21 protein-coding genes are annotated in these 24234 nt (G+C 69.0%); 14 read left to right on the forward strand and 7 right to left on the reverse strand.

Going from position 1 to position 24234, the window contains the following annotated elements; translation table 11 throughout:
• Positions 1 to 119: 119 nt before the first annotated feature.
• Together GVY39_RS06390 and GVY39_RS06395 are read right to left on the reverse strand one after the other, a co-directional pair.
• Entirely contained in the window at positions 120 to 1106 is a 987-nt protein-coding gene (locus GVY39_RS06390; RefSeq protein ID WP_159921928.1) for an aldo/keto reductase, read from the reverse strand.
• A gap of 778 nt (positions 1107 to 1884) precedes the next feature.
• Complete coding sequence (locus GVY39_RS06395) at positions 1885 to 2358, reverse strand: DUF6194 family protein (protein ID WP_159921926.1); 474 nt, start codon at positions 2356 to 2358, stop codon at positions 1885 to 1887.
• A 62-nt stretch (positions 2359 to 2420) separates the two neighbouring features.
• Between GVY39_RS06395 and GVY39_RS06400 the strand changes: the two genes are divergently transcribed.
• The 4 genes from GVY39_RS06400 (at position 2421) to GVY39_RS06415 (ending at position 6929) form a co-directional block, all read left to right on the forward strand.
• A complete protein-coding gene (locus GVY39_RS06400; protein WP_159921924.1) occupies positions 2421 to 3194 on the forward strand; it encodes a MerR family transcriptional regulator in 774 nt (257 codons plus the stop codon).
• A gap of 743 nt (positions 3195 to 3937) precedes the next feature.
• Positions 3938 to 4882 carry an ABC transporter ATP-binding protein gene (locus tag GVY39_RS06405; protein WP_159921922.1) on the forward strand — a complete coding sequence of 315 codons (945 nt, stop codon included), beginning with the start codon at positions 3938 to 3940 and terminating at the stop codon, positions 4880 to 4882.
• Entirely contained in the window at positions 4882 to 5643 is a 762-nt protein-coding gene (locus GVY39_RS06410; protein WP_159921920.1) for an ABC transporter permease, read from the forward strand. Before GVY39_RS06405 ends, GVY39_RS06410 begins: the two co-directional genes overlap by 1 nt.
• 365 nt (positions 5644 to 6008) lie before the next feature.
• Positions 6009 to 6929, forward strand: a complete 921-nt coding sequence (locus GVY39_RS06415; protein ID WP_159921918.1) for an adenylate/guanylate cyclase domain-containing protein — start codon at positions 6009 to 6011, stop codon at positions 6927 to 6929.
• A gap of 21 nt (positions 6930 to 6950) precedes the next feature.
• Here GVY39_RS06415 and GVY39_RS06420 read toward each other — a convergent pair whose 3' ends face one another.
• Positions 6951 to 7118 (reverse strand): hypothetical protein, encoded by a 168-nt coding sequence (locus GVY39_RS06420; protein ID WP_159921916.1) that lies wholly within the window; start codon positions 7116 to 7118, stop codon positions 6951 to 6953.
• A gap of 190 nt (positions 7119 to 7308) precedes the next feature.
• Here GVY39_RS06420 and GVY39_RS06425 point away from each other — a divergent pair, with 190 nt between their 5' ends.
• From GVY39_RS06425 to GVY39_RS06455, 7 genes are all read left to right on the forward strand, one after another.
• Complete coding sequence (locus GVY39_RS06425; protein ID WP_159921914.1) at positions 7309 to 9024, forward strand: acyclic terpene utilization AtuA family protein; 1716 nt, start codon at positions 7309 to 7311, stop codon at positions 9022 to 9024.
• Positions 9021 to 10172, forward strand: a complete 1152-nt coding sequence (locus GVY39_RS06430) for an acyl-CoA dehydrogenase family protein (RefSeq protein WP_159921912.1) — start codon at positions 9021 to 9023, stop codon at positions 10170 to 10172. The genes GVY39_RS06425 and GVY39_RS06430 overlap by 4 nt, the downstream gene beginning before the upstream one ends.
• A complete protein-coding gene (locus GVY39_RS06435) occupies positions 10169 to 11767 on the forward strand; it encodes an acyl-CoA carboxylase subunit beta (RefSeq protein WP_159921910.1) in 1599 nt (532 codons plus the stop codon). The genes GVY39_RS06430 and GVY39_RS06435 overlap by 4 nt, the downstream gene beginning before the upstream one ends.
• 8 nt (positions 11768 to 11775) lie before the next feature.
• A complete protein-coding gene (locus GVY39_RS06440; RefSeq protein WP_159921908.1) occupies positions 11776 to 13827 on the forward strand; it encodes a biotin carboxylase N-terminal domain-containing protein in 2052 nt (683 codons plus the stop codon).
• A 209-nt stretch (positions 13828 to 14036) separates the two neighbouring features.
• Complete coding sequence (locus GVY39_RS06445; protein ID WP_159921906.1) at positions 14037 to 15197, forward strand: acyl-CoA dehydrogenase family protein; 1161 nt, start codon at positions 14037 to 14039, stop codon at positions 15195 to 15197.
• A 10-nt stretch (positions 15198 to 15207) separates the two neighbouring features.
• Positions 15208 to 15984: an enoyl-CoA hydratase family protein gene (locus GVY39_RS06450; RefSeq protein ID WP_159921904.1), complete on the forward strand. Its 777-nt coding sequence runs from the start codon at positions 15208 to 15210 to the stop codon at positions 15982 to 15984.
• Between the two features lie 5 nt (positions 15985 to 15989).
• Positions 15990 to 16604 (forward strand): TetR/AcrR family transcriptional regulator, encoded by a 615-nt coding sequence (locus GVY39_RS06455; RefSeq protein WP_159921902.1) that lies wholly within the window; start codon positions 15990 to 15992, stop codon positions 16602 to 16604.
• A gap of 143 nt (positions 16605 to 16747) precedes the next feature.
• Here GVY39_RS06455 and GVY39_RS06460 read toward each other — a convergent pair whose 3' ends face one another.
• The 3 genes from GVY39_RS06460 to GVY39_RS06470 form a co-directional block, all read right to left on the reverse strand.
• Positions 16748 to 17113, reverse strand: a complete 366-nt coding sequence (locus tag GVY39_RS06460; protein WP_159921900.1) for a hypothetical protein — start codon at positions 17111 to 17113, stop codon at positions 16748 to 16750.
• A 313-nt stretch (positions 17114 to 17426) separates the two neighbouring features.
• Positions 17427 to 19514, reverse strand: a complete 2088-nt coding sequence (locus tag GVY39_RS06465; protein ID WP_159921898.1) for a glycosyltransferase family 39 protein — start codon at positions 19512 to 19514, stop codon at positions 17427 to 17429.
• Positions 19514 to 20794, reverse strand: coding sequence for a bifunctional glycosyltransferase family 2/GtrA family protein (locus GVY39_RS06470; RefSeq protein WP_159921896.1), 1281 nt, complete (start codon positions 20792 to 20794; stop codon positions 19514 to 19516). The genes GVY39_RS06465 and GVY39_RS06470 overlap by 1 nt, the downstream gene beginning before the upstream one ends.
• A 154-nt stretch (positions 20795 to 20948) precedes the next feature.
• Here GVY39_RS06470 and GVY39_RS34945 point away from each other — a divergent pair, with 154 nt between their 5' ends.
• Entirely contained in the window at positions 20949 to 21071 is a 123-nt protein-coding gene (locus GVY39_RS34945; protein WP_255466130.1) for a hypothetical protein, read from the forward strand.
• A gap of 159 nt (positions 21072 to 21230) precedes the next feature.
• A complete protein-coding gene (locus GVY39_RS06475; protein WP_159922136.1) occupies positions 21231 to 21953 on the forward strand; it encodes a TetR/AcrR family transcriptional regulator in 723 nt (240 codons plus the stop codon).
• Positions 21954 to 22102: 149 nt separating this feature from the next.
• Here GVY39_RS06475 and thiD read toward each other — a convergent pair whose 3' ends face one another.
• Complete coding sequence (thiD, locus tag GVY39_RS06480; RefSeq protein WP_159921894.1) at positions 22103 to 22945, reverse strand: bifunctional hydroxymethylpyrimidine kinase/phosphomethylpyrimidine kinase; 843 nt, start codon at positions 22943 to 22945, stop codon at positions 22103 to 22105.
• Between the two features lie 90 nt (positions 22946 to 23035).
• On the opposite strand from thiD, the gene GVY39_RS06485 reads away from it, so the two are divergent.
• Positions 23036 to 24172, forward strand: a complete 1137-nt coding sequence (locus GVY39_RS06485) for a GTP-binding protein (RefSeq protein ID WP_159921892.1) — start codon at positions 23036 to 23038, stop codon at positions 24170 to 24172.
• Positions 24173 to 24234: the final 62 nt, after the last annotated feature.

Consider the following 24234-nt stretch of genomic DNA (forward strand, 5'->3'; position numbering starts at 1 on the left):
CGGTATGCAGCAGCCCGCTCCGGTGGAACAGCTGTCGTCGGTTGGGCGTGAGCGACGCCGCTCTGCGGGCGGCAGCGTCGCCCAGCCCGCGACGAGAGCGGGCCGGGGACGCGGCGGGCTCAGCCGTTGACGAAGGTGAGGTTCGTCGCGTCGTAGCGGGTGCCCGCGACCTGCTCGGGCGGGGCGGCGGCCTCGATCGCCGCGAGGTCCTCGGAGGACAGCTCGACGGTCAGCGCCGCGAGGTTCTCCTCGAGATTCCGTTGCCGCCGGGTGCCGGGAATCGGCACCACGTCTTCGCCCCGATGCTGCACCCAAGCCAGAGCGAGCTGGCCGGCGGTGACTCCCTTCGCCGCCGCCAATTCGTTCAGCTTCGCGACGATCGCCAGGTTCCGTTCGAGGTTGCCCTCGGCGAAACGCGGCTGGCTGCGCCGCACGTCGGTCTCGGCCAAGCCTTCGACCGAGTTGTAGCGGCCGGTGAGGAATCCGCGCCCGAGCGGGGAGAACGGAACCACGCCGATGCCGAGTTCACGGCAGACCGGCAGGATCTCCGCCTCCAGGTCGCGAGTCCACAACGACCACTCGCTCTGCAAAGCGGCGATCGGATGCACCGCGTGCGCCCGCCGGATGGTCTGCGCGCCCGCCTCCGACAGCCCGAGGTGGCGGACCTTCCCTGCCTGCACGAGCTCCGCCATGGCTGCGACGGTCTCCTCGATCGGCACCTGCGGATCGACCCGGTGCAGGTAGTAGAGGTCGATGTGATCGACCCCCAGCCGGCGCAGCGACGCGTCACACGCTTGCCGCACGTAGGCGGCGTCGCCCCGAATGCGAGTCGGCTCGCCCAAGCGGTTGGCGAAGCCGAACTTGGTAGCCAGCACCACGTCGTCCCGGCGCTCGGCGATCGCGCGTCCGATCAACTCCTCGTTGTGCCCCGCGCCGTAGAAGTCGGCGGTGTCCAGCAAGGTCACCCCCAGGTCGAGGGCGTGGTGCAGAGTGGCGATCGACTGCGCGTCGTCCGCCGCGCCGTAGGCGTGACTCATACCCATGCATCCCAGGCCCTGCGCGGAGACCGCCAGTTCACCGAGCTGCCGGGTGGGGACGTCGATCATGTTGCTACCTCCTGAACTCGAAACCATCGGTTCCGACGCTAAGAGCTGGAGCGCACTCCATGTCAACCGCGCGCGGACGCGATCAGGTGTGCGCGGCGGGAGGCGTGGATACCCTCGGCGGCGGTTACATCCTCTCCGAACCGGAAGACTGCTGCGGAACTCGCGCAGCCGGGCCCGAAGTTCCGTCGTGCAGGACACCTCACCTTGCGCAGAAAAGCTGTACTCCAGAATGGAGACATTCTCCGAAGGCTGATATACAGTCGCTGTCGTTGGAGATGAAGAGTCTGGTTGGCCGGGCAGGTGAACTGCCCGGAGAGCAAGAATCACCATCCCCTCCGGCGGAGAAGAGAATTCGGTGCAGTCGACCGGACCGCCGGAGGGGATGACATACCGCAGGTCTAGTTCGTCGATCCGGGAGGTGGTCGCTGAGACAGGTACCTACACCTTGCGCGCCCGGGAAGAAGTGCCGGGCGCGGTGTTCGACGTCGGCTCTGCGGGTCGGCGATTGGAATTGATATCAAACCCCCTCGATCCCGGGCCCCGGTGAACAGTGCGCCGGGGCCCGTCGGCGTCGTGACCAGAGGTGTTGTGCAGCACACCGACCCCACCGACGCCTCCAGTGCAGCGGACCGGCTCGATGACGAGGACTCTCGCGCCTACAGCATGGGCAGGGCGGCCGGAATTCTCAGCTCGCCGAAGCCCCATGTCGGCTTGTCGCCGGCGGCCGTGGCGTGTCAGCTCGCCGAGGAGCGGTCCGTGAGATGGCTGGAAAGTTGCGTCAGCTCTCGGTGGATGCGGCTCGCCGTTCGTAGCGTGCACGGGCTCGGTCGTACGCGGTGCGGAGCAGGTCGCGGGTCGTCTCATCGGTCCGGCTGTCTGGGTTCACTATCGCGAGCCAACCGGCGGAGCTGTAGACGGGATGCGGGAACACGGTGTCGGTGACGCTGTGGTCGAGATTCGGGGGTAGCTCACGCGGAGCATGGCCGGTCCAGTGGGTGAAGGCTTCTTTTCCGGCGGCGATGTTGACGCGGAAGGTGTCGGGGCGGTCCAGGCGGGACCGCTCGTCGTCCGGATAGTTCTTGGTGACGATTGTCGCGAAGGGTTGGGTCGCCTTCGGCACGCCGCCGTCTGGTGAGTAGTAGAAGAACGTGTCGCCCCAGCTGATCTGCGGGGAGCCGTCGCCGGGTCCGGGGCGGAGGGTCAACACGCCCTCGAGAGCCGATACGAAGTCGATGATCTCGTCGATGGTCATGGTTCCAGCGTTTCATTGAGGTGCTTGTGGAGACTTCGGGACGGATATCGAGGATAGGTAGGGTGCCAACTCTCAACTCGTCCATGCGCACGGTCGATGTCGCGCGCCGCGCCGGGTACTCCGTGCAGCAGATTCGCAACCTGGAGCGGGACGGCGTACTGCCGTCTGCGCTGCGCACAGCATCGGGCTATCGCAGGTACGGGGAGATCCACCTGCGTTGCGCGCTGGCCTATCGGGCGCTGGCTGCCGGTGTCGGCCCGGTCGAGGCCAAACGAATCGTTCGCGCGGTTCACGAGAGGCCTATCGCCGAGGTGCTCGCGCTGCTCGACGCGGCGCATGCCCGGCTCGACCGGGAGCGCCGGGATCTCGGGCTCGCCAAGCGGGCGGCCGAAGCGATCTCCGCCGAACCGATCGATGACGTGCGTCCATCGGATTCGATGAGCGTGTCCGAGCTCGCCGCGGCGCTCGGCGTGCGCCCGTCGACGTTGCGGCATTGGGACGCCGAGGGATTGGTGGTTCCGGACCGCCCCACCGCACAGGGAGTGCGACGGTACTCGCCCGCGCAAGTGCGAGATGCCCGGATCGTCCACCAGCTCCGCAGCGCCGGATACCGCGTCGACAGCCTCCGGATTCTGATGCCGGACCTGCCGCGCGGCGACCGTTCCGAAGACGTCGAAGCCGCGCTGGCGGCTCGGGACGCGAGCATCACGGCCCGCTCTCGTGCGCTTCTCGACGCGGCCGCCGCGCTCACCGCCGTGATCGCGCTCGCGGGAAGCCCCCAGTCGGAAACCGGCGCAGGCGAGAACGGACCGCCCGGCTCTCGCTCGCTGGAGTGACGCGCTGCCCATTCCGCTGCTACACGAACTTCGCGCTGGCCGGCTCGCGGTACGAGATCGCCACAGTGGATCCGGCGTTCGCCAAGACGCTGGCCGGATGTACGGAGATCGGGGGCGCTGTCTACCAGGGGCCTCGCGCGAAATAGAGTACCGGAGATGTAAACCGGTCTGCGTTGGATCCTGGTGGTGGATCGACCATGTAGTCGGTCAGTTCTTTGGCCGATGCTGTTTTCAGGGCGGTCACCGTGGCCCAGCTGCCCTCGTGCATGTCGAAATTTCCCGGTGGCGGCCAAGCCTTGACCATTCCCTTCGATGAGGTGCGTATTGTGCCCTCGCAGCGGCTCCAGCTCGCTGACCCGTGGCTCGGCGTCTTCCGGGACGTCCACAGCCGCATCAGCGCCGCCCCGTTCCCGGCCTGCTCTGGTCGCTGATCCGGCTCCAACATCGCCGGCCGTGGTGCGGCCTTCGGCGACCAACGCCCCAACGTGGTGATGCCCGGCCCGGCAACAGCGCTTTGTGTGATCGCAGCCAGTCGAACTGCTCACCTGCGTTCCGGCCAAGGTGCGCTGCGTGATCGGCGCATGATCCCCGGTGACGTCGCGCCGCCGCTCCATGTCGCCGAATTGCTGGGTCGGTGCGGGTCGAGCCCCTAGGGGTAAGCCCGCGTCCTCATCCTCGAGGATGAGGCAACTCGACACCATTTATCGACGCGCGCGGCCGCGATCTGCGGAATGCTGGGCGGCATGATCGAGCTGAGGGGCCTGACCAAGCACTACGGGCAGACCGTGGCGGTGCAGGATCTGTCCTTCACCGTTCGACCGGGACAAGTGACGGGGTTCCTGGGACCGAACGGCGCGGGCAAGTCGACCACCATGCGGATGATTCTCGGATTGGACAAGCCCACCGCGGGCACTGCCCTGATCCAGGGCAAGCCGTACCACCAACTGGACCATCCTCTGCGCACCGTCGGCGCGCTGCTCGACGCCAAGTGGGTGCATCCGAACCGGTCGGCGCGCGCCCATCTGGAATGGATGGCCGCGTCCAACGGCATCGCCAAGTCCCGTGTGGAGGAAGTGCTGCGGCTGGTCGGCCTGTCGGAGGTGGCGGGCAAGTCCGCGGGCGGATTCTCGCTGGGCATGTCGCAGCGGCTCGGCCTGGCCGGCGCGCTGCTTGGCGACCCGCAGGTGCTGCTGTTCGACGAGCCGGTCAACGGCCTGGACCCGGAGGGCATCCTGTGGATCCGCCGGTTCATGCAGCGGCTGGCCGCCGAGGGCCGCACGGTGCTGGTCTCCAGCCACCTGCTGTCGGAGATGGCGCAGACCGCCGAGCACCTGGTGGTGATCGGTCGCGGCAAGCTCATCTCCGACTCGACCACCCAGGAGTTCATCGAGCGCGCCTCCGAGCAGTCGGTCCGGGTGCGCAGCCCGCAGCTCGACCAGCTGCGCAGTGTGCTCACTTCCAACGGCATGACCGTCCGCGAGGACGGGGCGGGCCCCGACGGGCCGGCGCTCGTGGTGGCGAACGTGACCAGTGACGCGGTCGGCAAGCTGGCCGGTGCGAACGAGATCACGCTGTTCGAGCTGGCTCCGCAGCGCGCTTCGCTGGAGGAGGCGTTCATGCGGATGACCGGCGGCGCCGTGGAGTACCACGGCGAAGGCTTCGATCAAGTTATGGGAGGTGCGCTCTGATGGGTGTGCTGGCAGCGGAACGAATCAAGCTCACCTCCACCAGGTCGCCCTGGTGGTGCTCGGCGATCGTCGTCGCCCTCGCGCTCGGCATGGCCGCGTTGCTCGCCTCGGTGGCGCGCGCGTCCTACGGCAAGGAAGGCGCGATCGACCTGACCGTCTCCACGGCGGTGGCCGGGATCAGCGGCTTCGGCGTGATGGTCCTGATGATCATGGCGACTCTCACCGTGACCAGCGAATATCGCTTCGGAATCATCCGGACGACGTTCCAGGCCACCCCGCACCGGGCCAAGGTCATCCTGACCAAGGCCGGGCTGGTGGGCGTGTACGGCGCGGTGCTCACCCTCGTGCTGGTATTCCTCGCCTACCTGGTGGCCAAGGCCCTCGGCGGTCCGGACGCGGGGGCGACCCTGACCCTGTCCAGCCCGGACGATTGGCGGGAGGTCTACGGCATCCCGATCTACGCGTTCCTGTGCGTCCTGCTCGCGGTCGGCGTCGGCGTGCTGGTGCGGCAGTCCGCCGCCGCGATCTCGCTGATCGTGCTGTGGCCGCTGCTCATCGAGGGACTGCTCGGGGCGTTCGGCAGCTTCGGCCGCAACGTCACCCCGTTCCTGCCGTTCGCGAACGCCAACCACTTCTTCAGCGCGGCCCCATCCACGGCCAACTGGCATTGGGGACCGTGGGGCAGCCTGCTGTACTTCACCGCTTTCGTCGCGATCGTCTTCGGCGCGGCCCTGGTCGTGGTGAACCAGCGCGACGCGTGACCAGCGCGGGGGAGCCGCCCAGCTACCCGAGTCGCCCTCCCTCGCCACTCGGGTGGTAGGAGCGCCGACCTTGTCGGGAGGTCCGGCGCTTCGCCCACCGCCCGTCACTGCCCGGCGGACGGTGCGGCGATCGGCCCGGTGCGAATATGCCTTCGCGCCGGGCCGATCGTGCGTGTGAACATCGAGGAAACTATGCCGCGCGCCGCTTCCGAGACCCGTTCTCGCCCGAGTAGCCTCGATTCGGCAACCAGCTCGTTATCCATCGCCGAGCCCGACGGTGTGCTCGCCGAGGTTCGTAGCGGAGGTGGCAGATGGCGATGATCGGTAACCCGTCCACGCCTGGCGGGCTGAGATACCCTCGGGGCGTGAGTGAAACACCTTCCGGCGGCGCCGAGTCGAGGCCGAGGCCGGAGGCCGATGGAGGCGTACCGCCCGAGGTGGTCATTCCGTTGGAGCCGTCCGAGGCGGTCGATCCCCCCCGCCGTACCGGCGGAGTGCGCCGCGGCCAGCTGTCCGCGCTGGTGAGCGCGGCGAATCAGCGGGCCGACCTGATCGGCGTGCTGCGCAGGGCGCGCAGGCAGTTGCCGGGGGACCCCGCTTTCGGTGATCCGCTCTCGGTTTCCGGGCCCGGTGGCGCGCGAGCGGTCGCGCGCGCGGCGGACAAACTGGTCGGCGACACTCCCAGCGCGGCGCGCGAGATCGGTTTCGGGGCCTTGCAGGTCTGGCAGGCCGCCTTGGAGCGGGTCGGACGCGGCAGAGGTAACCAAGAGGTAACTGTCATGTTCACCGACCTGGTGGCCTTCTCGCGATGGTCGCTGTCGGCAGGTGACGAGGCCACCCTGGAACTGCTGCGCAAGGTGGCCAAGGCCATCGAGCCCCCGATCGCCGAGCGCGGCGGACACGTGGTCAAGCGAATGGGCGATGGGGTGATGGCCGTGTTCCCCTCGGCGGACCGGGCGGTGCGCGCCGCCGTGACCGCCAAGCGCAACCTCGCCGATGTGCAGGTGCGCGGCTACACCCCGCAGATGCGGATCGGTTTGCACACCGGTTCGCCGCGCGAGATCGGCGGCGACTGGCTGGGCGTGGACGTCACGATCGCCGCCAGGGTCATGGAGGCGGGCGGCAACGGGCACACCATGCTGTCGGAGGTCACGCTGCGGGAATTGCGGCCGGAGACGCTGACGGAGTTGGGTTTGACGGTCAAGCCCTACCGCCGCAGTCTCTTCGCCGCGCCGTTGAACGGCGTCCCCGACGGCCTACGGATCTTCCGGCTGTCGAAGAGCTAGGCGTCTGCCGAGCCTTCGTCCCTACCCGAGCCACCAGACCAGCGCGCCGCCCGCCGCGAGGACGGCGCAGACGGCGAGCGCGATCGACAGCGGCCGGGCCGTCTTCCAGGTGGTGTAGGCGCCGCCGAGCAGGAAGCCGGACAGGGCGAACAGAACGATCACGGTGACGTCGCTGGACACCGTGCCCATCTTGCTCCAGCCCGGTCGGCCACCTCGGTGCGGGTGGCGTATCCGGTGCCCGGGTGTCACAGGGCAATTAACAAGCACGCATGCTTGCTTTTTTCTAACCCGGATGTGATGCTGGTCGCGGAACGCGGACTTCACGGATGCGGCATGCGGCTCATCCTGACGGTTCGCCGTACAGGAGGCATTCCCGCTGATGAGTATGCTCGCCGCCGACCCGGACGTGCTCCGGATCGGCAACTGTTCCGGCTTCTACGGTGATCGGTTCGGTGCCATGCGCGAGATGCTGGACGGGGGACAGCTCGACGTGCTCACCGGCGACTATCTCGCCGAACTCACCATGCTGATCCTCGGCAGGGACCGGATGAAGGACCCGGACCTGGGCTACGCCAAGACCTTCGTCAAGCAGATCGAAGACTGCCTGGGCCTGGCGCTGGAGCGCGGCGTGCGCATCGTGGCGAACGCGGGCGGTCTCAACCCGGCCGGTCTGGCGGAGAAGCTCCGCAAGGTCGCCGCCGACCTCGGACTGGACGCGAAGATCGCGCACGTCGAGGGCGACGATCTGGTCGCGCGCGCCGCCGAACTCGGTTTCGGCGCGCCGCTGACCGCCAACGCCTATCTCGGTGCGTGGGGCATCGTCGAATGCCTGAACGCGGGCGCGGACATCGTGGTCACCGGCCGGGTCACCGACGCGTCGGTGATCGTCGGCCCGGCCGCCGCGCACTTCGACTGGGGCCGAACGGATTACGACCGGCTGGCGGGCGCGGTGGTGGCCGGGCACGTCATCGAGTGCGGCACCCAGGCCACCGGCGGCAACTACGCCTTCTTCACCGAACTCGCCGACCTGGGCAGGCCCGGCTTCCCGATCGCGGAGATCCGCGCCGACGGCAGCAGCGTCATCACCAAGCACGCGGGTACGGGCGGCGCGGTCACCGTCGACACTGTCGAGGCCCAGCTGATGTACGAGATCCAGGGACCTCGCTACGCCGGACCCGACGTGACCTCCCGCCTGGACACCATCCGGCTCGAGCAGGACGGGCCGGACCGGGTGCGGATCAGCGGCGTCACCGGTGAGGCCCCGCCGCCCCGGCTCAAGGTGTCGCTGAACACCCTCGGCGGTTTCCGCAACGAGATGGAGTTCGTCCTCACCGGTCTGGACATCGAGGCGAAAGCGGAGCTGGCGCGGCGGCAGCTGGAGTCCTGGCTGCCGGTCCGGCCCGCCGAGCTGACCTGGACCCTGGCCCGCCTGGACCGGCCGGACGCGCAGACCGAGGAGCAGGCCAGCGCGCTGCTGCGCTGCGTGGTGCGCGACCCGGACCCGAACAAGGTGGGGCGCGCGTTCTCCAACGTCGCGGTGGAGCTGGCGTTGGCCAGCTACCCGGGATGCAGCTTCACGACGCTGCCTGGCAACGGATCTCCCTACGGCGTGTTCACGCCCGGGTTCGTCGACGCCGCCGAGGTGCCGCACACGGCGGTGCTGCCCGATGGCGCCCGCGTCGAGGTCTCGCCCTCCACGGAGACAGCCGAACTCACCGAAGTCGCCGAGCCGCCCGCTCCGGAGCCACTGCCCCCCGGGGAAACCCGCCGCGTGCCGCTGGGGACGATCGCCTTGGCCCGTAGTGGTGACAAAGGCGGCGACGCGAACGTCGGCGTGTGGGTGCGCACCGACGAGCAATGGCGCTGGCTGGTGCATACGCTCACCGTGGAGCGCGTCAAGGAATTGCTTCCGGAAGCGGCCGCGCTGACGGTCACGCGGCACGTCCTGCCCAACCTGCGGGCGCTGAACTTCATCATCGAAGGCCTACTCGGTCAGGGCGTGGCCTATCAGGCCCGCTTCGATCCGCAGGCCAAGGGACTCGGCGAATGGCTGCGGTCTCGTCACCTCGACATTCCAGTGGAGCTGCTGTCATGACGAAACTCTGGGAGACGCCGGAACGGCGCGAATTGCGTTCCACGGTGCGCGGATTCGTAGAACGCGAGATCCTGCCCTACCTGGACGGCTGGGAACGCGCCGGGGAGATCCCGCGCGAGCTGCACAAGAGGGCAGGCGCGCTGGGCCTGCTCGGCGTGCAGTTCCCGGAATCCGTCGGCGGGTCCGGTGGCGACGGCGTGGACGCGATGATCGTCTGCGAGGAGATGCACCAGGCCGGTGCGTCCGGCGGAGTGTTCGCCTCGCTGTTCACCTGCGGCATCTCCGTGCCGCACATCATCGCCTCGGGCGACGCCGGGCAGATCGAGCGCTGGGTGAAGCCGACGCTGGCGGGCGAGAAGATCGGCTCGCTGGCGATCACCGAACCCGGCGGCGGCTCCGATGTCGGGCACCTCACCACCACCGCGCGCCGCGACGGCGACCACTACGTCGTCAACGGCGCCAAGACCTACATCACCTCCGGCGTCCGCGCCGATTTCGTCGTCACCGCGGTGCGCACGGGCGGCTCGGGTTCCGGCGGCATCTCGTTGCTCATCATCGACAAGGACACGCCGGGCTTCACGGTCAGCCGCAAGCTGGACAAGATGGGCTGGCTGGCCTCCGACACCGCCGAGCTGTCCTACGTCGACGTCCGGGTGCCGGTGGAGAACCTGGTCGGGCCGGAGAACTCCGGGTTCTTCCAGATCGCGGGCGCGTTCGTCAGCGAGCGCGTCGGCCTCGCGGTGCAGGCGTATTCCAGCGCCCAGCGCTGCCTGGACCTGACCTTGGAGTGGGTGCGCGACCGGGAGACCTTCGGCCGTCCGCTGATCAGCAGGCAGGCGGTGCAGAACACGGTCACCGAGATGGCGCGGCGCATCGATGTCGCCCGCGTCTACACCCGCGAGGTGGTGCGGCGCAGCGCCGAAGGCGAGACCGACCTCATCGCCGAAGTGTGCTTCGCCAAGAACACCGCGGTGGAAGCGGGCGAGTGGGTGGCCAACCAGGCCGTCCAGCTGTTCGGCGGCCTCGGTTACATGCGCGAATCCGAGATCGAGCGCCAGTACCGGGATATGCGCATCCTCGGCATCGGCGGCGGCACGACCGAAATCCTCACCGGCCTGGCGGCGAAGCGATTGGGGTACCAGTCATGACCATCCTGCGCAGCGCCCTCGACACCACCGCGCCGGAGTACGAAGCCGCGGCCGACGCCATGACGGCCAAGCTCGCCGAGGTCGAGGCCGAGTTCGCCAAGGCCATCGCGGGCGGCGGTCCGGACAAGCTGGCCCGGCACCGCAAGCGCGGCAAGCTGACCGCGCGCGAGCGCATCGAATTGCTCGTCGACGAGGACTCGCCGTTCCTGGAGCTGTGCCCGCTGGCGGGCTGGGGCAGCGAGTTCCACGTCGGCGGCAGCACCGTCGCCGGTATCGGCATCGTGGAGGGCGTCGAGTGCATGATCGTCGCGCCCGACCCGACCGTGCGCGGCGGCACCTCGAACCCGTGGACGTTGCGCAAGACGTTGCGCATCAACGACATCGTGCGGGAGAACCGGTTGCCGGTGATCTCGCTGGTGGAATCCGGCGGCGCGGACCTGCCCACGCAGAAGGAGGTCTTCGTCCCCGGCGGCCGGATGTTCCGCGATCTCACCCAGGCGTCGGCGGCGGGCATCCCGACCATCGCGCTGGTGTTCGGCAACTCCACCGCGGGCGGCGCCTACATCCCCGGCATGTCCGATCACGTGGTGATGATCAAGGAGCGCTCGAAGGTATTCCTCGGCGGTCCGCCGCTGGTCAAGATGGCCACCGGCGAGGAGTCCGACGACGAATCCCTCGGCGGCGCGGACATGCACGCGCGGGTCTCCGGCCTCGCGGACTACTACGCGTTGGACGAGCAGGACGCGATCCGCATCGGCCGTTCCATCGTCAAACGGCTGAACTGGCGCAAGCAGGGCCCGGCCCCGCGCGCCGAGGTGATCGAGCCGCTCTACGACCCGGAGGATCTGCTCGGCATCGTGCCGTCGGATCTGCGGATCCCGTTCGACCCGCGCGAGGTGATCGCCCGCATCGTCGACGGCTCGGACTTCGACGAGTTCAAGCCGCTCTACGGCAGCAGCTTGGTCACCGGATGGGCCGAACTGCACGGATATCCCGTCGGCATCCTGGCCAACGCGCGCGGTGTGCTGTTCTCCGAGGAGTCGCAGAAGGCCACCCAGTTCATCCAGCTGGCCAACAAGACGAACACGCCACTGCTGTTCCTGCACAACACCACCGGCTACATGGTGGGCAAGGAGTACGAGCAGAAGGGCATCATCAAGCACGGCGCGATGATGATCAACGCCGTCTCCAACTCGAAGGTGCCGCACATCTCGGTGCTGATGGGCGCGTCCTACGGGGCGGGCCACTACGGCATGTGCGGCCGGGCCTACGATCCGCGGTTCGTCTTCGCTTGGCCCAGCGCGAAATCCGCCGTCATGGGCGGCGCGCAGCTGGCGGGCGTCATCTCGATCGTCGGCCGGGCCGCCGCTGAGGCCAAGGGCCTGCCGTTCGACGAGGAGGCCGACGCGGGGATGCGCGCCATGGTGGAGGCGCAGATCGAGGCGGAGTCGCTGGCGATGTTCATGTCCGGGCGACTCTACGACGACGGCGTCATCGATCCGCGCGATACCCGCACCGTGTTGGGAATGTCCTTGTCGGCCATTCACAACGCCCCGATCAAAGGCGCCGACGGCTTCGGCGTCTTCCGAATGTGAGGCCGAATATGACCGCATCACAGAGCGATTCGATCAGCGGCGACCGGGTGACGGGCGGGCTCACGAACGTACTCGTCGCGAATCGCGGCGAAATCGCCCGGCGGGTCTTCGCCACCTGCCGCCGGATGGGCCTGGGCACCGTCGCGGTGTACTCCGACGCGGATGCCGCCGCGCCGCACGTCAGCGACGCGGACGCCGCCGTGCGGCTGCCCGGCAGCACGCCCGCGGAAACGTATCTGCGCGGTGAGCTGATCATCGAGGCGGCGCTGGCCGCGGGCGCCGACGCCATCCATCCCGGTTACGGATTCCTCTCCGAGAACGCCGAATTCGCCGAGGCCGTGCTCGCCGCCGGGCTGGTCTGGATCGGACCGCCCGTCGAGGCGATCGAGCAGATGGGCTCGAAGGTCGCGTCGAAGAAGATGATGGACGCCGCCGGAGTGCCGGTGCTCGCCGAACTGGACCCGGCGCAGGTCACCGAGGCGCACCTGCCGGTGCTGATCAAGGCGTCGGCGGGCGGCGGCGGTCGCGGCATGCGCGTGGTCCGCGAGCTGGCCGACCTGGCCCCGCAGATCGAGGCGGCCCGGCGCGAGGCGGAATCCGCGTTCGGCGACCCGACGGTCTTCTGCGAGCGCTACCTCGAGACCGGTAGGCACATCGAGGTCCAGGTGATGGCCGATACGCACGGCGTCATCTGGGCGGTGGGCGAGCGCGAATGCTCTATCCAGCGCCGCCACCAGAAGGTGATCGAGGAGGCGCCTTCGCCGCTGGTGGAACGCACCCATGGCATGCGGGCGCGGCTGTTCGAGGCGGCGCGCCTGGCGGCGGGCGCGATCGGCTACACCGGCGCGGGCACCGTGGAGTTCCTCGCCGACGAACAGGGCGAGTTCTTCTTCCTGGAGATGAACACCCGCCTGCAAGTGGAGCATCCGGTCACCGAGTGCACCACGGGGCTGGATCTGGTCCGGCTGCAACTGGACGTCGCCGCGGGCGGCGCGCTGCCCGCCGAACCGCCCGCGATGCGCGGACATTCGATCGAGGTCCGGCTCTACGCCGAGGACCCGGCACACGACTGGCAGCCGCAGAGCGGAACCGTGCACCGGCTCGACATCCCTTCGGTGCGCACCGAATTCGACCTGCTCGACCGGCCGGGCGTGCGCCTGGACACGGGTGTGGTGGACGGCTCGGTGGTCGGCGTGCACTACGACCCGATGCTGGCCAAGGTCATCTCCTACGCCGAAACGCGCGGCGAGGCGGCGCGCCTGCTGGCCGCGGCGCTGCACCGGGCGAAGATCCACGGCTTGGTCACCAATCGGGACCTGCTGGTGCGCGTGCTGCGTCATCCGGCGTTCCTGGCCGGTGACACCGACACCGCGTTCTTCGCCACGCACGGGCTGGAGACTCTCGCCGCCCCGCTGGTGTCGGAGTCCGACGAGGCCCTGTCCATTGTGGCCGCCGCGCTGGCCGACGCCGCCGCCAATCGCGGCAGCGCGCGGGTGGGCGGCGGTCTGCCCAGTGGGTGGCGGAACCTGCCGGCGCAGTCGCAGCGCAAGTCGTACGGAAGCCGCGTCTCCGGGACGCACGAGGTGGGATACCGGTTCGGACGGACCGGCGTCACCGTGGACGGTCACGACGGTCTCGAGCTGGTCGAGTCGGCTCCCGATCGCGTCGTGCTGTCGGTCCCGGGCGAACGCGGCCCGGTGCGCAGGCATTTCGAGGTCGCCCGCTACGGCGACCAGGTGTACGTCGATTCACCGCTCGGCCCGGTCGCCGTGCGCAGGTTGCCGCGCTTCAGCGACCCGGCCGACCAGGTGGCCACCGGCTCGCTGCTGGCGCCCATGCCGGGCAGCGTGATCCGGCTCGGCGCCGAGGTGGGCAGCCACGTCGAACAGGGCCAGCCGATCCTGTGGCTGGAGGCGATGAAGATGGAGCACACCATCGCCGCGCCCGCCGCGGGCGTGCTCAGCGCCGTCAACGTCACCGTCGGCCAGCAGGTCGAGGTCGGCGCCGTGCTCGCGGTCGTCGAACCCGCCGACAACGAGGAAACACAGGAGGAGCGATGAGCCACAATCGCGCAGCGCTCATCGATCCGACGGGGTGCGGGAACCCCCGCAAGATACAGGAGGAGCGATGAGCCACAATCGCGCAGCGCTCATCGATCCGACGGGGTGCGGGAACCCCCGCAAGACACAGGAGGAGCGATGAGCCACAATCGCGCAGCGCTCATCGATCCGACGGGGTGCGTGAGCCCCCGCGAGACACAGGAGAACTGATGGGCTTCATCGAAACCGACGAGCAGAAGGCGCTGCGGGCCGCCGTCGCCGCGCTGGCCGCCAAATACAACTACCGCGACTACGTGCTGCCGAAGGCGCGTAAGAACGAGCCGCTGGACGAACTGTGGCAGGAGGCGGGCAAACTCGGCTTCCTCGGGGTGAACCTGCCCGAGGAGTACGGTGGCGGCGGCGCGGGCATGTACGAACTGTCGCTGGTGATGGAGGAGCTGTCCGCCCAGGGTGCGGGCCTGCTGCTCATGGTGGTCTCCCCGGCCATCTGCGGCACCATCATCACCAAATACGGCACCGACGAGCAGAAGCGGGAATGGCTGCCCAAGCTCGCCGACGGCTCCGGCAAGATGGTCTTCGGTATCACCGAGCCGGACGCGGGCTCCAACTCCCACCAGATCACCACCACCGCGCGCCGCGACGGCGACGACTGGATCCTCAACGGCCGCAAGATCTTCATCTCCGGCGTGGACCAGGCCGAGGCCGTGCTGATCGTCTCCCGTACTTCCGACCACAAGACCGGCAAACTGAAGCCCGCCCTGTTCATCGTGCCGACCGACGCCGAAGGCTTCACCAAGACGGCGCAGGAGATGGACATCATCGAGCCCGATCACCAGTACACCCTGTTCCTCGATGACGTCCGCCTGCCCTCCACCGCACTGGTCGGCAAGGAGGACGCGGCGCTGATGCAGCTGTTCGCGGGGTTGAACCCCGAGCGCATCATGGGCGCGGCGATGGCGATCGGTCTGGCCCGCTACGCCATCGATCGCGCCGTGGAATACGCCAAGGAGCGCACGGTGTGGAAAACGCCGATCGGTGCCCACCAGGGCATCTCGCATCCGCTGGCGCAGGTGAAGATCGAACTCGAACTGGCGAAGCTGATGATGCAGAAGGCCGCCGCCCTCTACGACACCGGCGACGAGATGGGCGCCGCCGAAGCGGCCAACATGGCGAAATACGCGGCGGCGGAAGCCAGTATCAAAGCACTCGACCAGGCCATCCAGACGCACGGCGGCTCGGGCCTGACCAGGGACGTCGGCCTGGCCGCGATGCTCGCCGCCGCGCGCATCGGACGCATCGCGCCGGTGAGCCGCGAAATGATCCTCAACTTCGTCGCCCAGTACTCGCTGGGTCTGCCGAAGTCGTACTGAGAGGAACCGCATGACCGAGACGGGTCCGTTCGTCCGCTACGAGGTGGGCGACGGTGTCGCGACCCTCACCTTCGACTCGCCGCACAACCGCAACGCGCTGTCGTCCAAGCTGGTCGCCGAGCTGCTGCGCGGGCTCGACGACGCGGCCGCCGACGAGAAGGTTCGGGTCATCGTGCTCACGCACACCGGCAACACCTTCTGCGCGGGCGCGGATCTCAGCGAAGCGGGCTCCACCGATCCCGCCGTGGCCGCCGACGAGCGCACCCGCGTCATGATCGGCGTGCTGCGCAGGCTGGTGGAGATACCGAAGCCCGTGATCGCGCGGATCGACGGAAACGTGCGGGCGGGCGGCATGGGCATCGTGGCGGGCTGTGACGTCGTCGTGGCCGGGCCGGCCAGCAGTTTCGCGCTCACCGAGGTGCGCATCGGGTTGGCGCCGTTCATGATCTCGCTGACCCTGTTGCCTCGCCTCAGCCCGCGCGCGGCCAGCCGGTACTACCTGACCGGCGAGAAGTTCGACGCCGCCGTGGCGCGGGAGATCGGCTTGGTCACCGTCACCGCCGACGATCCGGCGGCCGAGGTGGCGCGGTTGTGCACGCAGGTGCGCAAGGGCTCGCCGCAGGGACTGGCCGAGGCCAAGCGGTTGGTCAACGCCGGCATCCTCGCCGAGTTCGACGCCTCCGCCGAGGAACTGGCGCGTCGTTCGGCGAGCTTCTTCGGCACCCCGGAAGTTCGCGAGGGGATGCTGGCCTTTTTGCAGCGTCGCCCGCCCAGCTGGGCAGAATAGCGACCATGGCGACACCGCACGAACCCAAGCAGGACCGCAGCCGAGCCACCCGGCAGCGCCTGCTCGAGGCGACCATCGACTGCCTGGCCGAGATGGGCTGGGCGGCCGCGACGGTCGCCGTCGTCGCCGAACGGGCGGGGGTGTCGCGTGGCGCGGCGCAGCATCACTTCCCCACCAGGGAGGATCTGATCACCGCCGCGCTGGAGTACATGTTCGACACGCGCAGCGGGCAGGCCGTACAGGAGGCCGCGACGCTGGTGGAGCTGGGCGACGGCCTGGCCCGCACGGAGGCCGTGGTGGCCGGTCTCGTCGAGTCCTACACCAGTCCGCTGTTCAAAGCCGCGCTCCAGGTGTGGACGCACGCGGCAGCCGACCCGACGTTGCGCGAACGCATCGTCCCGCTGGAGGCCCGCTTCGGCCGCGCCTCCCACCGCCGCGCGGTCGAAGCGCTCGGCGTGGACGACTCCGACCCCGTCACCCACCACCTGGTCCAAGCGACCCTCGACATGGCGCGCGGCCTCGGCCTGGCCGACGTCCTCACCGACGACTCGGCTCGCCGCAAGCAGATCGTCCAGCAGTGGTCGGCCACCCTGCACGACGCCTTGCACGCATCGCGCTGAAACCGCTGCCCGTGGGCCGAAAGACGTGCGGCCCGACCTTCGGTGCCCGAGAGGCCGGGCCTGCCACGGACACGGCACAAGTGCCATCACCCGTTTCAGCAGGGTGCGACGCCGTGGCGAGCCCGTTCGGCCGAGTCAGGCGATCAGCACAGTCCTTGTTGCTCGAGCCGCCCGGAGTCGATGGCGTAGGAAGACGCTCCGATGGCGGCGCCGATCAGGCCGACGATGATAGCGCCGGGGATCGCGCCGACGAAGAAGACGGGCAGGCCGACGAGCGCACCGATCGCGGCCCCGATCGCCGCGCCGATGCCCGTGCGCAGTTCGATCGTGTCGCCGGGCGGCAGGCACGCCTTGATGTAAGTGACCTGCGGGGGTTCGCCGGTCGCGGCGGCGATCGGCTCGGCCCGGTCGGCGGGGGCGGCCGACGCGGTGGCGGCGAATCCGACGGTGAGCGCGGTTGCGACCAATGCGCTGACCACCGTCACGGCCAGCTTCACGAAAGCGTTCAATTGTTTCCCTGGATGTTCGCGGTGGACGCGTGACCTGATGGTGGCGGTGGCCCCGGCTCCGACCAGGAGCCGTCACACATCCCGATCATCATCGCTGGCGTTTTGCGGGATGCCAAGAGCGGCGGCCGAATCCCCTTGTGGATCGGTTCGAGGAGCGGCCGGAACGCGCGAAGGGCGCACCCACGATCCGCACCGACGCCGAGGGTCGGCTTCGGTGCGGATGCGGTGTTCAGCGGGCGCAGGGAGTCGCGCTGAACACTGGCAGGCGATGCGGTCGGGGGAGTGCAGGGCGACGGGACCGCATCGCACGGTTTCAGCGCGCTGCGGTCAGGTCGTACAACGTGACCCCGTCCACCTGGATGGCGGTGAAGTTCTCCTGGACCCACTGTGTGATCTGGGCGCTGGGGGAGGAATTGGACGAACCCGGGCCCCCACGACCGCCACCGACGAAGTAGTGGACCTTTCCTTCGGCGACATACTGTCGGAACTGCTCGAGCGTCGGCGACGGGTCGCTGCCGTTGAATCCGCCGATGGGCAGCACGGGCAATTCGGTGGCCAGCTGCAAGCCGGCCGCGCTGTTCGAGCCGATGGCCGCGGCCACCCAGGTGTAGTCGCCGCCGTTGTGCTCGAGGAGGGTCACCACCTGCGCGCTCGGTTCGCTCGCTCCGAGGAGACCGCCGATGCCACCGCCACCGGGTCCCGCACCGCCGTCATCCGGCGCGATCTGCCCATCGGGCATGGTCGCGGGCGGGAAGGTGATGCCGTCCGCTGCCTGCTGGCCGCGTGGGTTGCCCTGCGGACCTGTTCCCGGCGAAAGCCCGTCCGGTGGTGTACCGCCCGGGGCCTGCCCGCCGTCGGCACGGCTGGTGATCGCCGATCCGTCCGGCATGCGGCGACCCATGCCCGGCATTCCCTCCCCCCAGGGCGGCCGGCCACTCATCGCGACGTGCGGCCCGGCCGAGTGGATCGAACCGGCGTGCGGCGTCGCGATCGTGTCCACGCAGTAGGCGACCGGCCCGGCCAGGAAGGTGAACGCGACAGCCAGCGCCGACAGGGCGGCCAGTTCTCGCGGGGCGGGGAAGAGGACGGCGAGCGTCGCGACCACGCCGACGACCAGCACCGTCCAGCGCAGCCACGACTGCCATTCGGGACTGCGGGACAACAGCATCCACGCGGTCGCCGTGGTGAGACCCACCGCGAGTGCCGTCAGCAGCCGCACCCACAGCCGATGCCGCTCCCGCCGGGCCAGCGCCGCACCCGCCCCGACGAGCGCGGTGACAGCCGGAGCCAGGGCCACGGTGTAGTACTGGTGGAAGATGCCGGCCATGAAGCTGAAGACCAGCCCGGTCACCAGCAGCCAGCCACCCCAGAGGACGAGCGAAGCGCGCTGTCGATCGGTGCGAGCCGCTCTGCCGCGCAGCAGGATTCCCACGACGAGCGCGACCAGCGCCGCGGGGAGTAACCAGGCGATCTGACCGCCCTGTGCCGGTTCGAACATCCGCGCGATGCCGGTGTTGCCCCACATGCCGTTCCCGCCCGCCGGAAGTTCACCGCCGGGGCCGACGCTGCCGCGCTCGTTGCCGTTGAGCCGGCCGAGCCCGTTGTAGCCGAGGGTCAGTTCCAGGATCGAATTCTCGTGCGAGCCGCCGATCCACGGACGTGACGAGGCGGGCCACAGCTCCACCGCCAGCAACCACCAGCCCGCGGCGACCATCATCGCGGCTCCTGCCGCGAACAGTTGCGCGATGCGTTTGCCGAGCTTCGGCGGACCCGCGATCAAGTAGGTCAGTGCGAGCGCGGGCACCACCAGCAGCACCTGCAATTGCTTGGTCAGGAAACCGAAACCGATCAGCGCGCCGGTCAGCATCAGCCAGCGCCAGCGGCCCTCCTCCACCGCCCGCGTCATCGCCCAGGCCGCCGCGACCATCAAGAACACCAACAGCGCGTCGGGATTGTTGAACCGGAACATCAGCGCCGCGACGGGCGTCACCGCCAGCGCCGACCCGGCGAGCAGTCCGGCCGCTGGCCCGAACGGTCTGCGTACCGTCGCCCATACCAGCGCCACGGTGGCCACACCGAGCAGTACCTGCGGCACCAGGATGCTCCAGCTGTCGAGCCCGAACGCCCGCACCGACAGCTCCATCAACCACAGCGAGGCGGGCGGTTTGTCCACGGTGATGGAGTTCGCCGCGTCGGAGGATCCGAAGAAGAACGCCTTCCACGACACCGAACCCGCCTGCACGGCGGCCGAATAGAAGGAGTTCGCCCACCCGTTGGCGCTCAGGTTGCACAGATAGGCCACCGCCGTGCCGAGCAACAGTGCCGCCAGCGCCGGATACTCGCGGCTTCGCGCGGCCGCGGGCAGCGGTTCGGCCGCGACGGTGCTCGAGGTCGCGGTCATCAGTGTTCTCCCTCGTCGTCGCGCCCGATACCGGAGACCGCCGTGCTACCACGGGCAGCGAGGCGATCGACACTGTCGCGGAACACCCACCGCAGCCCGACAAACCGCGACAACGTCGCCAGCAGATTGGCCGCCACCAGGACGAACAGTTCCAGATGCACCGAGGCTCTCGGGGCCAACCGATGCAACGTGAACAGCGATCCGCTGGTGAGCGCCAATCCGATGCCGAAGATCACCAGACCTTGGAACTGGTGGGCCACGGCGCCGGTCGAGCCGCGCACGCCGAAGGTGAAGGCGCGGTTGGCCGCGGTGTTCGCCACCGCCGTGATCAGCAACGCCGCGAAGTTCGCCACCTGCGCGCCGGTCAGTGGTTGCGCCAGCACGTAGAGCAACAGATAGGCCAGCGTGCTCAGCACGCCGACGATCGCGAACCGCACCAGCTGGCCGACCATGCCCAGGGGCACTCCCGCCACCAGCGGTTCCCGGCCCACCGCGCTGCGCAATTCGTCGAGCGGCAGCGCCCCGGTGGCCAGCGCCCGTCCCAGCCGCCAGATGCCGAGCAGGTCCTTGCGCGCGGTGTCGAGGATGTCGACTCGGCTGTCGGGATCATCGATCCAATCCACGGGGACCTCGTGAATGCGCAGACCGGCCCGCTCGGCGAGGACGAGCAATTCGGTGTCGAAGAACCACTCCCCGTCGCGCACCAGCGGCAGCAGGCGGCGCGCCACGTCGGCGCGCAGGGCCTTGAATCCGCACTGGGCATCGGAAAAGTGCGCTCGCAGCGAAGCTTTCAGCAACAGGTTGTAGCAGCGCGAGATGATCTCGCGCTTGGGTCCGCGCACCACGCGGGACGCGGAGTCCAGCCGGGTGCCGACGGCCACGTCGGAATGCCCGGTGATCAGCGGCGCGACCAAGGGAAGCAGGGCGTTCAGGTCGGTGGACAAGTCGACGTCCATGTAGGCGACCACCTGCGCGTCGGAGCGCTCCCACACCGCGCGCAGCGCCCGCCCGCGTCCCTTGGCCGCCAAGTGCACGACCCGTACGTCGTCCAGCTCCCCGGCGAGCAGTTGGGCGACTTGCAGCGTGTCATCGGTGCTCGCGTTGTCGGCGACCGTGATACGCGCCTGGAACGGGAACCCGTCGCGCAGGTAGGCGTGCAGTCGGCGCACGCACACGCCGAGGTCGGTGTCTTCGTTGTAGACGGGTATCACCACGTCCAGCACGGGCGCACCCGTGGTCTCGGTTCGTTCCGCCGCCGTGACGGTCAGAGTCTCGGTCATGCGAACCACATTCGGCGGCCACGCTGCCACGGAGCTGGGTCTCAGCTGTGAGGTTCCTGCAAGCCGAACTCGTCGGTCGCACCGGAAAAGTGGCCCACGTAGCGTACGGTCGGTAGCAGCGGGACCATTCAGGTCTCCGAACAAAGGACCACGATTGTCCGACAAATCTCCGCGCAGCTCGATGTCCAAGAAGTCCGAGAAGACCCTCAAGGAAAAGCGAGCGGACAAGAAGGCCAAGGCCGCCGGCGAGCCCACCATCGATTCCAAGAAGCGCTGATCTCGCCGCTGAGCGAGAATCCCTCGCTCAGCGGGGTTCCCGCCGGGGGCGGCGCGTCGTGCTCGAGCATCGCGAACCTCCCGTAGTGCCCGCACAGCTCGGTCGAGTCGGCGGGTGCGGGCTTGGTACCGGTGGTTGCAGGTAGCATCCGAATTCGTGATGCTCAGCGGCCGGACGGTAGGGGACCAGCCGAGCAGACGCGTGGACGCGCGCACCGAGCGCTGGCGCGAGCATCGCAAGAAGGTGCGCGAGGAATTCGTCGACGCGGCGTTCCGCGCGCTGGACAAGTTCGGTCCCGCCGTCAGCATGGGCGACATCGCCAAGGAGGCGGGCGCGGCCAAGCCGAAGCTGTATCGGCATTTCGAGGACAAGACCGACCTCTACAACGCGATCGCCGACCGGGTGCGCGACATGCTCTGGGAACAGATCATGACCAGCTTCGACCTGACCGGCGACTCGGCCGGTGACCTCGTGCGCCGCGCGGCGACCGAATACGCGCTGGTGGTGTCGCGGCAGCCGAACGTCTTCCGGTTCATGCTGCACAGTCATTTCACGCAGCGGTCCGATGATGGCGACCGCGCCCTGCAATCGGCCAGGCAGTCCGCCGAACGCGCCGCCGAGCTGTTCGCCGACGCCGTGGACGACGAGTCGGTGCGAATCGTGAGCGTGGAGCTGGTGATCTATTCGATCTTCGGCGCGGTGGCATCGGCCACCGATTGGTGGCTGGGGGTGAACCGTTCGCAGCCGCCCGCCATGTCGGTCGAAGAGTTCGCCGACTATCTGAGCGAGATCATATTCGCGCTGGTAACGGCGAGCGCTCGGCTACACGGCATCGTGATCGCGGCCGAACTTCCGCTGCATTCGGCTTTTTCATCTATGTGACCGGAGCGCCCCCGGGACGGCGCCGAGGTCGGGTGCCGCATCCACGCCGAACAACGTTGTTCTGATCGCCTCGCCGTTGAGGCCACCTGTGTCCGCGACCTCCTCAGTATCGCAGCAGCCACCGACAAGAAACGACGCGCGCCGAGCGGTCAGCTCTGCAACCGCCACAGCGGGGAGACCGGACCGTGGCCCGCCCCCAGGTCGTAGGACGCGGCAAGGCAGCGATAGGTCCACTCCTTGGCGAATTCCACCGCTTCGGGCACCGGATAGCCGTGTGCCAGCGCGCAGGCGATCGCGGCGGCCAGCGTGTCGCCGCCGCCGTGGTCGTTGCCGGTCGCGATGCGCGGCGCGGTGAACTCGAGGAACTGCTCTCCGTCGAACAGCAGATCGGTGCTGTACTCCGACGAGCGCAGATGCCCGCCCTTGACGATCGCCCACCGCGGCCCCAGCTTGTGCAGCGCCTCGGCCGCGCGTTGCGCCGAATCGTCGTCGTCGACGTCGATGCCCGTGAGCAGGCGGACTTCGTCCAGGTTCGGCGTCACCACGGTCGCGAGCGGAATCAGCGTGTTTCGCACCGCGTCCAGCGCCTCGGCGTGCAACAGGGGGTCGCCGTGCATCGAGGCCGCGACCGGATCGACGACCAGCGGAATGTCGCCCTCGCGACCGATGCCGACCTCCCGGCACACCGCGGCGACCGCCTCGATGATCGCGGTGGAGGCCAGCATGCCGGTCTTCGCGGCACCGACGCCGATGTCCCCGGCGACCGAGCGCACCTGATCGGCCACGACCTGCGGCGGAATCTCGTGAAAGCCGCTGACACCCACCGAGTTCTGCACGGTCACCGCCGCCACCGCCACCAAGGCGTGCACGCCGCACAACGCCATCGTGCGGGTATCGGCTTGGATTCCAGCGCCTCCGCCGGAATCGGTACCGGCGATGGTGAGCGCCCGGACGGGGGTCTGCCCCTCGGCGGGCAATGGCAGCAATTTCACGACACAAACCCTACGGCGGTGCGGCCGCGTCGACACCGGCGCCCGGGACCGGTTCGCCGACAGCAAATGAAAATCGTTATCATTAACCCCATGGACTCCGATCTGCTTCCCGTCACCGTGCTGTCCGGCTTTCTCGGTGCGGGCAAGACGACGCTGCTCAACCACATCCTCGCCAACCGAGAGGGCCGCCGGGTGGCGGTCATCGTCAACGACATGAGTGAGGTCAACATCGACGCCGCGCTGGTCGCGGGCCAGGGTCACCTCGACCGCACGGAGGAGAAACTGGTCGAGCTGACCAACGGCTGCATCTGCTGCACCCTGCGCGAGGACCTGATCGAGGCCGTCGCCCGGCTCGCTCGCGAGGGGCGGTTCGATCAGCTGGTTATCGAGTCCACCGGCATCTCCGAGCCGATGCCGGTGGCCGCCACGTTCGACTGGGAATTCGAGGACGGGTTCCGGCTGGGAGACATCGCCCGGCTGGACACCATGGTGACCGTGGTGGACGCCTCGACCTTCCTCGCGGAGGTGGCGCGCGGGCAGGCGCTAGCCGAGCGGAACCTGCAAGCGGGCGAGGGCGACGCGCGCACCATCGCCGATCTGCTGGTGGATCAGGTCGAGTTCGCCGACGTGCTGCTGGTCAACAAGACCGACTTGGTCGGCGCCGCCGCCGCGGGCGCGGTGGAGGCCGCGGTGCGCCGCCTGAATCCGCACGCCCACGTGCTGCGCACCAGCAACGGCGTGGTCGACCTGGCCGAGGTGCTGGACACCGGCCGCTACAACCCGCTGGTCGCCGCGGAGGCCGAGGGTTGGGCAGAGGAACTCGCCGGCGGGCACACGCCCGAGACCGAGGAGTACGGCATTCGCAGTCTCACCTACACCGCCGACCGCCCGTTCCATCCACTGCGCCTGTCCGAAGCGCTGGAGCAGTTGCGCGGCCTGCTGCGCAGCAAGGGGTTCTGTTGGATCGCGAGCCGTTCGACGCTGGCCGCGGTGTGGTCGCAGGCGGGGCCGAACCTGGTTTTCGAACCCGCCGCCTGGTGGTCGTCGCTGGAGGTGCCGCCGGGACAGGAGATCGTCTTCATCGGGATAAAGCTGGATTCCGAGGAGGTGCGCGCGTTGCTGGATGCCGCCCTGCTCACCGACGAGGAGTTCACCGAGGGGCCGAGCGCGTGGGCCGACTACCCCGACCCCTTCCCGGTCTGGGAGGACCTGCACGAACACGCCTGACAACGGCGGCGGCCCACGCCCGCCGATGCCGGGACGTGGGCCGTCGCTGCGCCACCGCATGG

Origin of the sequence: Nocardia sp. CY15, assembly GCF_009829295.1 — a bacterium.
GTDB classification, from domain to species: domain Bacteria; phylum Actinomycetota; class Actinomycetes; order Mycobacteriales; family Mycobacteriaceae; genus Nocardia; species Nocardia sputi.

Bases quoted from the DNA above. Each gene is read 5' to 3' on its own strand.
- GVY39_RS06390 (WP_159921928.1), bottom strand. From the start codon at position 1,106: ATGATCGACGTCCCCACCCGGCAGCTCGGTGAACTGGCGGTCTCCGCG.
- GVY39_RS06395 (WP_159921926.1), bottom strand. From the start codon at position 2,358: ATGACCATCGACGAGATCATCGACTTCGTATCGGCTCTCGAGGGCGTG.
- GVY39_RS06405 (WP_159921922.1), top strand. From the start codon at position 3,938: ATGATCGAGCTGAGGGGCCTGACCAAGCACTACGGGCAGACCGTGGCG.
- GVY39_RS06410 (WP_159921920.1), top strand. From the start codon at position 4,882: ATGGGTGTGCTGGCAGCGGAACGAATCAAGCTCACCTCCACCAGGTCG.
- GVY39_RS06420 (WP_159921916.1), bottom strand. From the start codon at position 7,118: ATGGGCACGGTGTCCAGCGACGTCACCGTGATCGTTCTGTTCGCCCTG.
- GVY39_RS06425 (WP_159921914.1), top strand. From the start codon at position 7,309: ATGAGTATGCTCGCCGCCGACCCGGACGTGCTCCGGATCGGCAACTGT.
- GVY39_RS06430 (WP_159921912.1), top strand. From the start codon at position 9,021: ATGACGAAACTCTGGGAGACGCCGGAACGGCGCGAATTGCGTTCCACG.
- GVY39_RS06435 (WP_159921910.1), top strand. From the start codon at position 10,169: ATGACCATCCTGCGCAGCGCCCTCGACACCACCGCGCCGGAGTACGAA.
- GVY39_RS06440 (WP_159921908.1), top strand. From the start codon at position 11,776: ATGACCGCATCACAGAGCGATTCGATCAGCGGCGACCGGGTGACGGGC.
- GVY39_RS06445 (WP_159921906.1), top strand. From the start codon at position 14,037: ATGGGCTTCATCGAAACCGACGAGCAGAAGGCGCTGCGGGCCGCCGTC.
- GVY39_RS06450 (WP_159921904.1), top strand. From the start codon at position 15,208: ATGACCGAGACGGGTCCGTTCGTCCGCTACGAGGTGGGCGACGGTGTC.
- GVY39_RS06455 (WP_159921902.1), top strand. From the start codon at position 15,990: ATGGCGACACCGCACGAACCCAAGCAGGACCGCAGCCGAGCCACCCGG.
- GVY39_RS06465 (WP_159921898.1), bottom strand. From the start codon at position 19,514: ATGACCGCGACCTCGAGCACCGTCGCGGCCGAACCGCTGCCCGCGGCC.
- GVY39_RS06470 (WP_159921896.1), bottom strand. From the start codon at position 20,794: ATGACCGAGACTCTGACCGTCACGGCGGCGGAACGAACCGAGACCACG.
- GVY39_RS06475 (WP_159922136.1), top strand. From the start codon at position 21,231: ATGCTCAGCGGCCGGACGGTAGGGGACCAGCCGAGCAGACGCGTGGAC.
- GVY39_RS06485 (WP_159921892.1), top strand. From the start codon at position 23,036: ATGGACTCCGATCTGCTTCCCGTCACCGTGCTGTCCGGCTTTCTCGGT.